At 64.5% G+C, this 15621-nt stretch carries 7 protein-coding genes; 3 read left to right on the forward strand and 4 right to left on the reverse strand.

Features of this window, described 5'->3' with window-relative positions; all coding sequences use genetic code 11:
- Positions 1–86: 86 nt before the first annotated feature.
- Positions 87–581 (forward strand): hypothetical protein, encoded by a 495-nt coding sequence (locus FJ972_RS20300; protein ID WP_224519168.1) that lies wholly within the window; start codon positions 87–89, stop codon positions 579–581.
- Between the two features lie 350 nt (positions 582–931).
- Complete coding sequence (locus tag FJ972_RS20305) at positions 932–1936, forward strand: L,D-transpeptidase family protein (RefSeq protein ID WP_140521737.1); 1005 nt, start codon at positions 932–934, stop codon at positions 1934–1936.
- A 94-nt stretch (positions 1937–2030) separates the two neighbouring features.
- Here the strand turns inward: FJ972_RS20305 and FJ972_RS20310 are convergent, their stop codons facing one another.
- Complete coding sequence (locus FJ972_RS20310) at positions 2031–2717, reverse strand: D-lyxose/D-mannose family sugar isomerase (RefSeq protein WP_140494127.1); 687 nt, start codon at positions 2715–2717, stop codon at positions 2031–2033.
- 186 nt (positions 2718–2903) lie between these two features.
- Here FJ972_RS20310 and FJ972_RS20315 point away from each other — a divergent pair, with 186 nt between their 5' ends.
- The gene (locus FJ972_RS20315; protein WP_181168505.1) at positions 2904–3962 is read left to right on the forward strand and encodes a D-TA family PLP-dependent enzyme; all 1059 of its coding nucleotides are present in this window, start codon (positions 2904–2906) and stop codon (positions 3960–3962) included.
- Positions 3963–3986: 24 nt separating this feature from the next.
- Here FJ972_RS20315 and FJ972_RS20320 read toward each other — a convergent pair whose 3' ends face one another.
- The 3 genes from FJ972_RS20320 to FJ972_RS20330 all read right to left on the reverse strand — a co-directional run bounded on the left by FJ972_RS20320 (position 3987) and on the right by FJ972_RS20330 (position 15620).
- Positions 3987–4751 (reverse strand): heme ABC transporter permease, encoded by a 765-nt coding sequence (locus FJ972_RS20320; RefSeq protein ID WP_140521733.1) that lies wholly within the window; start codon positions 4749–4751, stop codon positions 3987–3989.
- A gap of 165 nt (positions 4752–4916) precedes the next feature.
- Positions 4917–6689, reverse strand: coding sequence for a glucan ABC transporter ATP-binding protein/ permease (locus FJ972_RS20325; RefSeq protein ID WP_140521731.1), 1773 nt, complete (start codon positions 6687–6689; stop codon positions 4917–4919).
- Positions 6690–7043: 354 nt separating this feature from the next.
- A complete protein-coding gene (locus tag FJ972_RS20330; protein WP_140521729.1) occupies positions 7044–15620 on the reverse strand; it encodes a GH36-type glycosyl hydrolase domain-containing protein in 8577 nt (2858 codons plus the stop codon).
- Position 15621 lies beyond the last annotated feature (1 nt).

Consider the following 15621-nt stretch of genomic DNA (forward strand, 5'->3'; position numbering starts at 1 on the left):
GCCCGATCATCACGGGTTGAAATATCGGGGCGGCCTCTTACCTCGGTGAAGGGCGGGCGAACAATCCAGCAGATCGGAGAGCGGTTTTGGCGTCTCGCGGGATTCGACTACCGGCTATCCTGTTTCTTCTCACCGGCACGGGCGCGCTCTGGTCCTGCGTCGTTCCCGACGATACGTCCAAGCTTGCGAAAGAGGATCCCACAACGGCTGCCGCCCAAAAGGAAATGGTCGGCCTCAGCGAAGCGGACCTGCGAATGTGCGCGGGGTTCCCCACCGCCACCGCCGACGAAGGAGCATCGGGGCAAATCTGGAGCTATGAGCGCGCGGTGCAGCGGGGCAATGTCAATGTCGTGCTTCCTACCTTCGCGGTGGGCCCCATCCCTTCCGTCGGCGGGTCGTTGAATGTCGCTCCGGGAGGTTATTGCAACACACAGGTTCGCATCGTCGATGGCCGTGTGGCTGAGGTCGCCTATGCGGGCGACAACAACCTTCCAAACCGCCGCGATGGGCTGTGTGTCAGCGCCGTCGACGCATGCGTCGTCTATGCCCGCAAACAAAACAAGGGCAGGCCTGGCAGTTAAAGACGTTCGGCACCGATGCGGGTGAGCCCGGCTTTGTCATAGGCGCTGCACGGGCTGGTGGAATGCCTGACACGGCGCGGCGAAGCGAGGCGTTGCCGGCGCTGCAAGCAAGGTTGGCCAAGACGGATGTACCAATCAGCTCGTCATGCCTGTGCAGGACGAGCGTGCAGCCGGCGCCGAGTTCTTGCCGTTAAGTCTATCATCACATGCATCCGCGCGACCGCCGGACGTCCCGATCCGTATTCCTCATACTGGCAGTCGGTGATCGCGGCTCAAATGCAGGGGGGAATGGAACCAGATCGGCCCTGCAACGTCATAGAAGCAGGTGCTCATGCAGGAGTGTGACGTCGATGACCAGGCTCCTTCTCGTCGCGGCTGTCGTGCTCGCCATGGCATGTGACGTATCGGCGGCGGCAAAGCTGGACGTCGCAGCCGTCAACAACGCGCAATTCGACGACAGCGAAGCAAAAGGCGTCAGTGCGACCGTGCTGAAGGCACAGATCCTTCTGGATCGCGCGCGCTTCTCGCCGGGCCTGATCGACGGCCGCGCAGCAGAGAACTTCGCCAAGGCGGTCCGGGCGTTTCAGGCAGCCAACGGGCTGCCCGCCGATGGTAAGCTCACCCGCCAGACCTGGGACAAGCTGGTCGCGACCTCCCCGAGCCCGGCGCTCGAGACGTACGAGCTGACGCGCAAGGATGTGCGCGGACCGTTTACCAGGCGAATTCCGGCGCGCATGGAGAAAATGGCCCGCCTGCGCAGGCTCGGCTACCACAACGCGGCGGAAAAAATAGCGGAGCGCTTCCACGTCAGCCAACAGTTGCTTCAACGGCTCAACCCTGGCGTCGGCTTCAGGAAGGCCGGGCAAAAGGTGCTGGTGCCTGCCGTCACCCGAGGCGATCCGCCCGCGGGTGTTGCTGAGGTCGAGGTCGACAAGGGCGCGCGCCAGCTTCGCGTGCTCGACCCGTCCGGCAAAGTGCTTGCGGTGTACCCCGCCTCGATCGGCAGCCAGGAGAAGCCGGCGCCGAGCGGCCAGGCAGAGGTCAAACGCGTGGTGCACAACCCCACCTATCACTACGATCCCGACTTCGCCTTCAAGGGAGTCAGGACCAAACGCCCCTTCAAAATCGCCGCCGGGCCAAACAATCCGGTGGGATCGGTGTGGATTGATTTGTCCATCGAAAGTTACGGCATTCACGGGACTCCGGACCCGAGCAAGATCGGGAAAACCTTCTCGCATGGCTGCATCAGGCTGACCAATTGGGACGCCGAAGACCTCGCCTCCGAAGTGCACGAAGACACGAAGGTCATCTTCACCGGCGAAGCGGTGGGATCGATCGACCAGGGATCGCCGTAGCGGCAACCGGGAGCGACTCACTTTCGACTTGGCTGCTGCCATCGAGGCTGCCAGCCTTGACGTCAGCCGCCCGGTGCCTCAATTCACGGCTGATTTACCCCAGCCACTTCTCATAGTCGGACACCAGCAGGTGCAGCGGGGCGACGTCCTCGTCGACGTTGGAGAAGCGGCCGATCGGCTCGCGAAAAACGTTGTCGGTGAGATCGTCATTGACGGTCGACACCTCGCCGATCAGTACGTCCTTGCCTTCGGCCCAGAAGGCATGCCAGACGCCGGGCAGCAGCGTGACGCTCTGGCCCGGATCAAGCTTCAGCAGCCCGCCCGCCGGCAACCGGTGGATGGTGCCGTCGACAGGCACCGACACCTCGGCCTTGGGATCGATGCCGCCGTCGCGATCGTGCATGAACAGTTCCAGCACCAGCTTGCCGCCGCCACGGTTGATGATGTCCTCGGCCTTGATGTTGTGGCGGTGCATCGGCGACAACTGGTCCTTGCGCGAGATCATGATCTTCTCGGCATAGAGCATGCCCATGCCCTTCTTCATGTCCTCGTAGCGGCCGTTGCGCACGGTGAACAGGAACAGGCCGAGCTCCTTGAACTTTTCCTGGCCGTAGTCGGTGATGTCCCAGCCGAGCCGTGAGGTGAAGATCGCAGAGGAATCGACCTGGCGCGCCTTCATCTCTTCCGGCGACCAATAGGCGAAGGGCGGCATGATGTAACCGAACGAGCGGATGAAAGCGTCGGCTTCGCGGATGATGTCGTTGATGGCGGAGCGTTTCATGATCGTGGTCCTCGTGTCGACTTTTCCGACAAATCGCATAGCCGAACGCCGATGCGGTGTCGATCCGTATTGCCCGATCCCGGCTTGCGGCGTGGCCGCATGGAACCACGGATCCGCTCGGCTGGCCGGGTGACACAAGGCACTTTCAGGGCCATAACCCCTGCGGATTCCACAGGGTGACAGATGATGCCGACCATTCACGACCTCGATACGCCATCGATCCTGATCGACGCCGCGCGCGCCGAAGCCAATATTGCCCGCGCGCAGGCGCATGCCGACCGTCACGGGTTGAAGCTCAGGCCCCACATCAAGACGCATAAGCTGCCCTATTGGGCGAAGAAGCAGGTGGCGGCGGGCGCGGTCGGCATCACCTGCCAGAAGATCGGCGAGGCCGAGGTGATGGCCGATGCCGGGCTGACCGACATTTTTCTCCCCTACAACATCCTTGGCCGGGCCAAGCTGGAGCGGCTGAAGGCGCTGCATGGGCGCGTTACCCTATCGGTGACGGCGGACAGCGTGGAGACGATCGAAGGCTTGGCCGCCACCTTCACCGATGCCGGCCATCCCCTGCCGGTGCTGGTCGAATGCGACACTGGCATGGGGCGCTGCGGCGTGCAGACGGCCGGTGAAGCGGTTGGCCTGGCAAGACAGATCGAGACGGCAAAGGGCCTCGCCTTCGGCGGGCTGATGACCTATCCGGCCGCGGGCCGTGCGGGGGAGGCCGAGGCCTGGCTCGCCGGCGCCAGGCAGGCGCTGGCCGCCTGCGGTCTCGCCTGCGCGCGCATCTCCAGCGGCGGCACGCCCGACATGTGGCGCTCGGGCGAAGACAGCGTCGTCACGGAATACCGCCCCGGCACCTACATCTATCTCGACCGCTACCAGGTCGCCAAGGGCGTCGGCAGCCTCGACGATTGCGCGCTGAGCGTGCTGTCGACCGTGGTCAGCCATCCGACGCGGACGCGTGCCATCCTCGACGCCGGCAGCAAGGCGCTGTCGAGCGATACGCTGGGGCTCGCCGATTTCGGCGAGCTGCTCGGCGTTGCGGGAGCGCGGGTGACGGGCCTGAGCGAGGAACACGGCACGGTCACGCTCTCAGGCGATGGCAAGCTTCGCATCGGCGAGCGCGTGCGCGTGGTGCCCGACCATTGCTGCGTCGTCACCAACCTGTTCAATGAGGTCAATTTGATCGACGGCGAGACGGTGCTGGAAACCCTGCCGGTGGCCGCACGTGGGCGGATGGGATGACTTCTTTGGCCAGGCGCGGGTGATTCAAGCCGGCTGACGCTCAGCCTGCCGGGCCGCGACCCTGCGCATCGCAATCACCCGCCGCCGGTGGATTTCGGTACGCATCGCCATCAGGTGCAGCGCGAAGAACAGCACCGTGAAGCCGATGGCCATCACCAGCAGCGGCCAGAGCATCGAGGGGTCGATGGTCGATCCGCCCATGCGGAACACCGAGGCCGGCTGATGCAGCGTGTTCCACCAATCGACCGAGAATTTTATGATCGGGATGTTGATGAAGCCGACCAGCGTGATGATGGCGGCGGCCCAGGCGGCGCGGCCGGCATCATCGAGCGCGCGGGTCAGCGCGATGATGCCGAGATACATCAGGAACAGCACGAAAACCGAAGTCAGCCGCGCGTCCCACACCCACCAGGTGCCCCACATCGGCTTGCCCCAGATCGAACCGGTGACCAGCGCCAGCGCGGTGAAGACGGCACCTATGGGGGCCGCCGATTTCAGTGCGACATCGGCCAGCGGATGGCGCCAGACCAATGTGCCGAGCGCCGAGAGCGCCATCAGCGTGTAGCACATCATGGCCAACCAGGCGAAAGGCACATGGATGTACATGATGCGGACGGTGATGCCTTGCTGGAAGTCCTCGGGCGCGGTGAAGCTCATATAGAGGCCGGCGGCAAGGGTCAGCGCCGCAATCGTCGCCAGCCACGGCACCACCCGGTCGGCAAGCGCCACGAACCGTGTCGGGTTGGCAAGATCGGTCCAGCCGCTCAGGCGTGAAGTGCTGTCGCTCATGCCGCTTTAAATAGCCCGGCTATGCGTCTGGGGCAATCGAGGGAGTGTCGCAGGCCTTGTCACCTCCCCTTGGGGGGTTGCTGCGAAGCAGCGGGGTGAGGACGGCGGCGCTCCCCGACCGGACCTTCGGTCCGACCTCCCACGGGGGGAGGTAAAAGAACCCGCTCAGGCGGCCTCGCCCTGTATCGAGCGGCTGAGGCGGCGGACCTCTTCGTCGTTGAGCAGGCCGCCGGCGCGCAGCAGGCTGGCGAAACGGCCGTTGCGCAGCGATAGCTCGGCGAAGCCGCCCATTTCGACCACCCTGCCCTTGTCCATGAACACGACCAGATCGGCGTCGCGGACGGTGGTCAGGCGGTGGGCGATGATGAAGGTGGTGCGGTCGCGGCGCAATTCGTCGATCGCTTCCTTGACGCGGTCTTCTGTCTCGACGTCGAGCGCGCTGGTCGCCTCATCCAGCACCAGGATCGGAGCATCCTTCAACACGGCGCGGGCAATGGCGATGCGCTGGCGCTCGCCGCCGGACAACTGGCCGCCGCGTTCGCCGACCACCGTGTCGTAGCCATTGCTCTTGGCCAGGATGAAGTCCTGTGCGGCAGCCGCGTCGGCGGCGGCATGGATCTCGTCGTTGGTCGCATCGGAGCGGCCGACGCGGATGTTGTCCTCGATCGAGCGGTTGAGCAGGCCCGCATCCTGGAACACGGTGGCGATCGAATGGCGCAACGACTTGCGGGTCACGGTGCGGGTGTCGATGCCGTCGATCAGGATACGGCCGGTGGACGGCGAGAAGACGCGCTGCAACAGATTGATGAGCGTGGTCTTGCCGGCGCCGGTCGGCCCAACGATGGCTACGGTCTGGCCCGCCTGGACCTCGAAGGAGACGTCGTGGATGCCCTGCCCCGAATTGGCGAATTCGAAGCCGACATTCTCGAAACGGACATGGCCGGTGACGTTAGTGAGATCGCGCAGCCCGTCCGGTTCGGCGGCGTCGGCCGCCGAGTCCTCGAGATGGTAGAAATCCTCGAGCTTGGCGCGGGCTTCCGAAATCTGGTTGGCGAATGCCGACATCTGGTCGAGACGGGCGATCAGCAGCGTTGCAAAACCGGTGAAGGCGATGACGTCGCCGATGCGCAGCTGGCCGTGGGTGACCAGATAGGCGCCGATCAAAAGCACCACCATCATCGAAATCGTCGACGACAGGCGATGCAGCGCATTGGCCATGGCCCACCAGTCGAGCACAGGGTTCTGCGCATCGAGCAGGTTCTTGACGTAGCGGCGCAGCGTATCGGCCTCATGGCCGAGGCGGTTGTAACTCTGCAAGACGGCGACGTTGCTGACCGAGTCCGTCACATGGGCGAATACGGTGTGATAGTGGCGCTCCACGGCGGCCTGGCCTGCCTTGGTCCGCTTCATCACCAGCCGGCCGATGCCGACATAGAGCACGCCGAGAGCCAGCAGCACCATCGACATGCGCACGTCCATGCTGAGCGCGGTCGGGATCAGCAGGAACAACGCGACGGCCGTGGACAGATGCTGGCGCATGAATTCGAGCCAGAGACTAAACAAGGTCTCCACGGCACGCAGCAGCGTGTGCAGGGAATTGGACGTGCCGCGCTGATGATGCCAGGCGAGCGGCATGGTGATGACGCGCTCGAAGGAGTCGCAGAGCACTTCGCTGCGCCGGGCGTGGGCGAAGCGGTCGGCGCCGCGCGCCACAAGAACGAACGCGATGATGTTAAAGGCGCCCAGGCCGGCCCAGAGGGCGAGGGTCGAAAAGACGGAGCCGTGTGCGGAAATCGCGTCGATCACGCGACCGAACATGATCGGCTCGAGGATGGCGATGATGGCCAGCGCGACATTGGCTGAGCAGATCAGCGCTACGCGTTTCCTGTCAGCTGCCAAATAACCGAGCGCTCGCCAGTAGATTTGCAGAAGGGACACTTCAGCTACTCCGCCAAAACATTCATTGTGCACCGCACCATTTCTTGACACGTATCGGTTAACGCGTCGCAAAACAATGCCCGTCTATCCCTTCCGTTCCCGTTTAGCGAACAAAAGATGACGACGATGCGAAATCTCACGTGATCACCTAACGGGTTGAGATAAAAGGTGAAATGTCAGCCTTGCGGCAAAATCATGGCAGCCGCTGAGCGCTGCCACATTTTTAATCACGGCGATCTTGCCCGGCATGGCCCGACCGGATCCGCCGGCTGCCCAAGCGGAGATCTGCAAATAGACAAAAGACTATCCCGCGCATTCCGGAGGATGCGCGGGACAGGGTTGAAGCTGTTGATTTTACGAGGGTATCTTCACGACAACTTCGACCTTGCTACCAGCCTTCGGTTGGAAAGACGCGGATTTCGTCTTCGAACCATCAACTTCAAGCGAGATCGACTTGGTCTTTTTGTCGCGGACGACACGCACCGTGACTTCGGCCCCCAGCATTTTGAGCGTGGCGGCGTAGCCATCCCAATGGCTGGGCAGTTTCGGCCTAAACGTGATCTGCTTTCCACGCCGCTCGATGCCGAGAATGCCTTCGACCGCCGCCCGGTACAGCCAGCCCGCCGAGCCCGTGTACCACGTCCAGCCACCGCGGCCGCCCTTGTTGTCGCTGGCATTGCCGTCGCCGGCGTAGATATCGGCCGCAACCACGTAGGGCTCGACGCGGTAGCGCTCTGCCGAGGCCTCGTCCAATGCGTGGTTGACCGGGTTCAGCATCGAGAAGCAGCGATAGGCTTCGTCGTTCAGCCCCATTTCGGCCAGCGCGATGACGAACCAGGTGGCGGCATGAGTATACTGGCCGCCATTCTCGCGAACGCCCGGCGGGTAGCTCTTGATGTAGCCCGGGTCCTTCTTCGTCTTCGAAAAGGGCGGCGTGAACAGCTTGAGGATCTTGAGTTCGTCGTCGACGAGCAGCTTGGTTGCCTGCTGCATCGCCGTCGTCGAACGCGCCGGATCGCCCTCGCCCGAGAGCACGCTCCAGGACTGGGCGATGGAGTCGATCCTGCACTCCTGGGATGAGCGCGAACCGAGCGGCGTGCCATCGTCAAAACTGCCGCGCCGATACCATTCGCCGTCCCATGCCGTGCTCTCCAGCGCGCGTTTCAGCGCGTCGGCATGCTTTGCCCAGGCCTGCGCGTGCTTGGCATCACCCTCCGTCTTGGCCACGGCGGCGAAGTCGCCCAGCGTCCGCAGCAGGAACCATCCGAGCCAGACGCTCTCGCCCTTGCCTTGCTCGCCGACGCGGTTCATGCCGTCATTCCAGTCGCCGCCGAGGATCAGCGGCAGCCCGGCGGGACTGCTGCGCGTAATGGCAAGATCGAGCGCACGCGCGCAATGCTCGTAGAGGGACGCTGTCTTTTTCGAAATTTCGGGCGTGAAGAAGGCATCGTGCTCGCCCTCGCTGAGCGGCTGTCCATCGATGAAGGGCAGCTGCTCCTTCAGGATGGTGGTGTCACCCGTCACCATCAGGTAGCGCGCGGTGGCATGGGCCAGCCAGACCACGTCGTCGGAGATCAGCGTACGCACGCCCGCCCCGGTGCGCGGCAGCCACCAATGCTGCACGTCGCCTTCAGGGAACTGCCGACGCGCCGCGTTGAGGATCTGGTCTCGCGCCAGTTTGGGATCGTGCGCCAGCAGAGCCAGCGTGTCCTGCAACTGGTCGCGGAAGCCGAAGGCGCCGCTGGCCTGATAGAAGGCAGAGCGGGCGCGGATGCGGCAGGCGAGGCTCTGGTAGGGCAGCCAGTGGTTGACCATGGCGTCGAGCGCCTTGTCCGGCGTCTCGACCTGGATGGTGTCGAGGAAGCCACGCCACTCGCGCTCGTTGTCGGCCAGACGCTGGTCGAAATCCCTACCCCGATGCTTGCGCACCAGGGCGCTCGCTTCCGCGGCCGAGCCAGCGTCCCCGAGCAGCCAGAACAGCGTGACGTCGCCGCCGGCCGGAACATCGATGTCGCGGGCGATTGCAGCGCAGGGATCGTCGCCGGCCTCCACGCGGCCTGACAGTCCCGCACCGCTCAGCACCGCCTGCGGAAACTCGCTGGTGCCGTGCCGGCCCAGGAATTCGGTCCGGTCTGCTGTCACCGAATGCACGCCGTCATCGGCGGCGAGGAAGGCGACACGCTCGCCGAAATCGAGCCCGTAGGGGTTCTGTGCCAGCAAGGCGCCGGTGGCGGCATCGCGCGACGGAACGATGGTCGCCGCCGTCCGCGAGCGATGTCCGCCCAGCACCCATTCGGCATAGGCATAGACGCGCAGCCTGGCCGGCGCCGGGCCGGTATTCTGGATGCGCAGGCGGGAAATCTTCACCGGGTCGACAGGGTCGACGACATGGGTAAGGTCCATCGACAATGAGCCGCGCTTCGACCGGAAGGTGGAGAATCCTTGGCCGTGCCACGTCTCGTAAGTCATCGACGGATCGCGCACCACGGCGGCGAGCGGCGAGAATGCCCGGCCACTGGCGTGATCATAGATATAGATGCCCTCACCGGGCCGGTTCGAAACCGGATCGTTCGACCACGGCGTCAGCTGGTAGTCGCGGCTGTTGCGGCTCCAGGTGAAGGCAGCGCCTTCGGCGGAGACGTGGAAGCCGAACGAGGCATTGGAAATAACATTGATCCAGGGTTGGGGCGTGGTGCTGCGGCCGGCCAGGCGCACGACATAATGCCGCCCGTCGCCCTCAAAACCACCGAACCCGTTCCATTGGCTGAGCCCGTGCCCGTCCGCCGCCAGGGCCTGCGAGCCAAAGGAATGCGTCATAGGCCCCAATTCGGGCAATGCCGCCGGCTGCTGGGCATCGCGCGCCTGCAAGGCGGCCACCTCGGCCCGCTCGATCTGATCGAAGATGGTGCCGTTGCGCGTGTGCAGAACCACGCGGGCGACCGCAAGCAGCGTCTTGTAGGTGGTCTCGTCCATCAGGTCGCGGCGCACGGCGAATATGTGCTGGCGCGGTCCGAGCTCCTTGCCGCGCAAGCGGCTGTTCTCGCACAGGGATTCGACTGCTCGCTGCAGGTCCTGCACATAGGAGGAGGCCTGTTCGTTGACGACGACGAAATCGATCATCATGCCACGGGTGCGCATGTACTCCTGGAAACGGAGCGCCTGGGCGACGATTTCGAGATCGGCGACGTCGCCGATCCTGACCAGGAAGATCGGGAAATCGCCGGAGATGCTGGTCGGCCACAGGCTCGACTGCTTGCCCAGTCCCGAAGCGATGGATTCGGCCGGCAGGCGCAGGAATGGATCGGGATAGATCAGATAGCGCGCCAGCTTCTGTACGTTGGCGGCGTCGGCCAGGCTGAGGCCGAGATGCCGGGTCTGCACCTGGCTGCGCGTCCAGGCAAGCATTGCCTGTCGGGCAAAGCTCTCCGGGTGGTCGAGCCGGGCAATGGCCTCCTCCAGCTCCGCGCGGTTGGAACCGACGACGGTCCAGAAGGTCAGCGATATCTTCTTGTTGGCGGGCACGCGCACCTGGCGGCGCAGCGAGGCGACGGGATCGAGGGTGAAGCCGGAATGGCCGCCAAGCCGAGCGCCTGGATCGAACGCCGCAGCGTCGACGATGGTGCGGCCGCGGCCGATGAAGGCGCGCCTGTCGGTCTCGGCTTCGGCGTCGCGCGCCGGACCGGACGGGTCGGTGACGAAATGCACCATCGTCACGTCTGGCTCGCTGGTCTCGCGCTTGCGCCGCGTGGCGAAGATCGCCCCATTATTGGGGGCAATTTCGGTCTCCACGAACATTTTCGAGAAGGCGGGATGGGCATTGTCGGATACCTCCAGGCCCAGCACCAGCTCGGCGAAGGAGGTCACTTCGATGTGACGGTCGGTCGGTCCCTCGTTGAACAGCGTCACGCGGCGGCCTTCGCCATTGCCTTCCGAGATGACGATGCATTCGACCTCGGAGCGCAGCGTGCCGACCAGTTTGACGAAGCTCGCCTTGTCGTCGGAGAACAGCGTCTGGGTGCGCTCCTCGGCCGCGCGCTTGGGCTCCGCCGTCGCCGACCACCAGTCGCCAGTGCCGGCGTCGCGCAAGAAGATGTAGGAGCCGAGCCGGTCCTCGGTCGGATCCGGTTGCCAGCGCGTGACGGACAGATCGCCCCACCGGCTGTAGCCGGAGCCTGTCGCGGTGACCATCACCGAATAGCGGCCGTTCGACATCACATTGGTCGAACGCAGAGCCCGCACAGGATCGAGCACGATGCGGGTGTCGGGACTCTCGGTTTCGGTCTCGTCCTTCGCCCGTTCGTCCGCCTCGGTCCTGACGGTCGCGGTCGGGATGTCGCGCGGCGCCCTCTCCTGGAGCAGAAGCTCGGCCGACTCGATGACCGGATCGCTGTGGAAACGGTCGCGCAGGCGACCCTCGAAAATGGCGTCGGCGACCGCCGCGATCGACATGCCGGAATGGTGGGCCATGTAGTTCTGTACGACGACGTGATCGGTGCCTTCCGGCACGCGCTGCGGCGTGAAATCGACGGCGTCGTAGTAACCATGGCGGCCAAGCGCGCCGAGCTCCCGTAGGCGCGCTAGGTTCTGCACCGCTTCGCGCGGGTTGAACTGCGCGGCCAGCACGGTGGCGTAAGGCGCGATCACCGTGTTCTGGCCAAGGCCGCGCTTCAGCCCGAGACCGGGCACGCCGAAATTGGTGTACTGGTAGGTCAGCTCGCGGTCGCGGGCATTGTAGGCCGCTTCCGAAATGCCCCAGGGCACATTCTTCTGACGGCCATACTGGATCTGGCGCTTGATGATCAGCTTGCTGGTCTGGTTGAGAATCGAACCTTGCGGTTCCTTCATCACCAGCGGCGGCATCAGATACTCGAACATCGAGCCGGACCAGGACATCAGCGCGCCCTGGAAGCCGATCTCGACGATCGGCCGGCCAAGCCGGAACCAGTGCTCGGTCGGCAGGTCGCCCTTTGCGATGGCGAACAGGCTGGTCAGCCGCGCCTCGGAGGCCAGAAGATCGTAGCAGCTCTCGTCGAGCTGGTGCTCCTCGACCCGGTAGCCGATCGACAGCAGCTTGCGCTCCGGCCGCATCAGGAACGAGAACTCCATCTCGAAGGCGAAGCGGCGCGTGCGCTCGCGCAGGGTGAGCAGCTTGGCACGCAGCGCCTCTACGGCGTTGTCGTCGCTGTGGGCGTCGTGGACATGCGCCTCGCAGGTGGCTTCGAGCCTGGCCGCCCAGTCGACGATGACATCGCTCTGTGGCGATGCCGCCTCGGTGTGGATGGCGGTGGCGAGCTTGCGGATCTCGCCGGCCAGCACAGCCAAATTGATGGTGCGGATCGAGGCCATTTCCGGCTGCGCCTTGATGGTGTCGACGGCGCGCCGCATGCCGTCGAGGCGGTCGGCCAGACGCTGGCGCAAGGGACGCAGCTGACGGCGGTCGTCGGGCAGCTCATCCAGGCTCTCGCCGAGGATGGTCACTGTGTCGAGGATGCCCTCGAAATCGCCCTGGAGATGAACGGACGGCGCCTCGGCCCATTCGGCGCAGGCCGCCGCCACCGCCACCAGATGGCCGGCGAGATTGCCGCTGTCGACAGCCGAGATGTAGAGCGGATAGAGCGGCTTCAGTGTGGTGGTGTCGTACCAGTTGAAGAGATGGCCGCGGTTGCGCGGCATGCTCTCGATGGTCGTCATGGTGGCATCGATGCGGGTGATGGCATCGGACAGGCTGATCCAGCCGAAATCGCGGGCCGAGACGACCGACAGGAGATAGACGCCGATGTTGGTCGGCGAGGTGCGCGGCGCGACCACTGGCGCCGGGCTCTCCTGGAAATTGTCCGGCGGCAGATGATGATGCTCGGCCGTGACGAAGGTTTCGAAATAGTGCCAGGTGCGGCGCGCCACCGTGCGCAGCGCATGGATGTCGGCCTGCGATATGCGCAGCCGGTCCTCGGTCTCGGCCGAACGGCTGATCCAGCTGGCGATCGCCGGGGAGCCGATCCAGAACAGAGCGAAGAAAAAGGCGACGAAGGCGCCGGTGGAATCGGCCAGCACCGGAATGGCGAGGCCGACGAAGCCGATGATCACGGCGCCGTACATCATGCCGTAGTAGGAGCCGACATCGTTGTCGCCGGCCTTGTGCGCCTGCGAGGCGGTGCGCCATTCCAGCAGGTTCTGCCGGGAGACGAACAGCCGGTAGAGCGTGCGCACGATGGCGTCGCCCATCATCCAGGCGTTATGCGCCATCAGCACGATCTTCAATGCCACCATGGCGGTGCCGAAGGCCACGTCGCGCGCCAGCGCGGAGAAATGGCCGCGCGGCGTCTGGTCACCGCTCTTGGGCAGTATGGCGTTGACGACGTCGAAAGTGGGCGCCATGAACAGGCTGAGGATCAGCAATGCCTGCCATTGTGCTGCCTGCGTGAAGGGCAGCAGCGTCCAGCCGGCGATCGCCGCCATCACCCAGAAGATCGGCGTCAGCGAGCGGCGCAGATTGTCGACCATCTTCCAACGCGACAGCGCCGGCACGCCGGAGCGCGGATCGAGGATGAAGCCCAGGAGCTGCCAGTCGCCGCGTGCCCAGCGGTGGTGGCGCGAGGCATCGACCGAGTAGCGGGTCGGGTAATCCTCGACCAGTTCGACGTCGGTGACGAGCGCCGAACGCGCCAGCGCGCCTTCGAGCAGATCGTGGCTGAGGATGGTGTTTTCCTCGATGCGGCCCTGTAACGCGGCCTCGAAGGCATCGACGTGGTAGAGGCCCTTGCCGGTGAAGGAGCCGTCGCCGAAGACGTCCTGGTACAGGTCGGACACCGCAAAGACATAAGGATCGAGGCCGCGATTGGCCGAGAAGACCCGTTGGAAGAACGACGCCTCGTCGCCGCTGGTCAGCGAAGCGGTGATACGTGGCTGCAGGATCGTGTAGCCCGAGGTGACGACGCGCCTGGTGGCATCGAAATGCGGTCGGTTGAGCGGGTGGCAAAGCTTGCCGACAAGCGTAGCGACCGCATCGCGGGTGGTGCGCGTGTCGGCGTCGAGCGTCATTACGTGAACGACTTTTTCCGGCAGCGGCACATCGAGCGGCAGGAAGGTGGTGTCGCTGTCGCCGCGCAGCAGCAGGTCAAGCTCGTGCAGCTTGCCGCGCTTGCGCTCCCAGCCCATCCAGCATCCCTGCGCGGCATTATAGAGCCGGCGCCGGTGCAGGAGATAGAAGCGCGGCGCGCCTTCGGCGGGATAGCGGGCGTTGAGGCGGGCGATCTCGTCACGGGCGAATTCGAGAATCTCGGTGTCGGCCGCGTCGATCTCGGTCTTGCTGTCGGGCCAGTCCGACAGCAGGGCGAAGTGGATCTCGTCCGCCAGATTGGCGAGGTAATGCACCTCGATGTTGCGGATGTTTTCCTCGACATCGTCGCGCGAGCCGATCAGCGACGGCACCACCACCAGCGTGCGTGCCTCGGACGGCACGCCGTGCCTGTAGTCATAGCCGATAAGGCGCGTCGGCTTGAGGAACAGCGAGACAACGGTATTGAAGAAAGCGAGCGCGCCTTCGCTGGCCGGCACGGCAAACAGCGCCAGCATCAAGACGATCGAAGGCACAGACAGGCCGAGATTGGCAAGGGCATTGCCGGAAACCACCAGCAGCAGCACGGTCAGCGCAAAGACCGGCAGGACGATGCCCAGCCATCCGGTCTTGGCAAAGGTGCGCTTGACGGTCTGACTGACGGTCGGTCGGTAGCCGATCGCCTTTTCCAGTTCCAGCCGGCGTGGCCCGACAAGGAAAAAACCGACATCCGTGTGCGCTAAAGGAGCCGCAAAGCCATCTGCGCCGTCGGCGGCGGATGCAATTTCGTTGGTGATCTGGCCGGCCAGTTCGATCGCCTTTTCGGCGACGCGATATTCCGACAGATTCGAGCGGCGGGCCAGCTCTTCGATCGCGGTCCGGTACTGGTCACGCGAGAAGAAATCGAGCGCGGCGAAGTCGGTGCGCTCGCGCAGCACCGTGTCGATACGGCTGACGCCCTCGAACCACACCGTCCAGTCGATATCGTTGATGAGCCGCAGGCCGCGTATGATGTTGCCGGTCGTCACATTGCCGCTGGACAGCGTATGATGCTCGGAAATGATGATTTCCTCGGCGTCCGAGCCGGTCTTCTCGAGTTCGCCTTCCAGCCACTCCAGCGCCTTGCCTGCATTCTGCGAGCCGTCGCGCAAGCGGTAGAGCAGTTGCGTGGCAAAGGTGGTGTCCTGGGCGTGCGCGCTGAAATTGGCCAGGATCGCTTGCCGGTCCCGGGTATCGTCGGTCGCCAGCACCTTGTCGGCGACATCATTGGCGATCTGGCGCATCTGCCGGGTGCGGTTGACCCTGACCGCAAGGCGGCGAAGATTTTCGATCAGAACGAAGCGCAACAGCGACGGCAGCGCCCAGAGTTCGCCGATCTTCAGCGGCTCGACCGACTGGAAGCCCTGGACGATGGCCTTGAACATGGTCGCGGAGACGGAACTGTCGGAATGCGCCACATAAGTCCAGGCCAGCGCCAGCGCGCGCGGCACGCCGCCGCCGTCCGGCAGCTTCAGCGTCGGCAGTTGACGATAGAAGCGGCGCGGCAGGTCGCGCTTGACCTGGAAAATGGTTTCCTCGACCAGATAGTTGTTGTCGAGCAGCCATTGCGCCGCGGGCGTGATGGTCTCGCCCCTCGCCTGCGCGGCGTTGGTCGAACGGTAGACTTCGAGGATCTTCTTGGCGCTGTCGCGGATGCGGGCCTGGAAATCGAATGGCGTCAGGCCGAACAGATCCGCGAGATCGCCCTTGGCCAGGCTTTCACCGAGCAGCCGAAGGCGTTCCTCCGGCAGGAAAATGGATCTTATCGGTTCTTCCGTGATGGGCGGGAAGCTCGCGCTAGTCTTTTCGATTTGTGCTGGATTCGTCTGAATATTCATT

Origin of the sequence: Mesorhizobium sp. B2-1-1 (assembly GCF_006442975.2) — a bacterium.
In the GTDB taxonomy this organism is placed as follows: Bacteria; Pseudomonadota; Alphaproteobacteria; order Rhizobiales; family Rhizobiaceae; genus Mesorhizobium.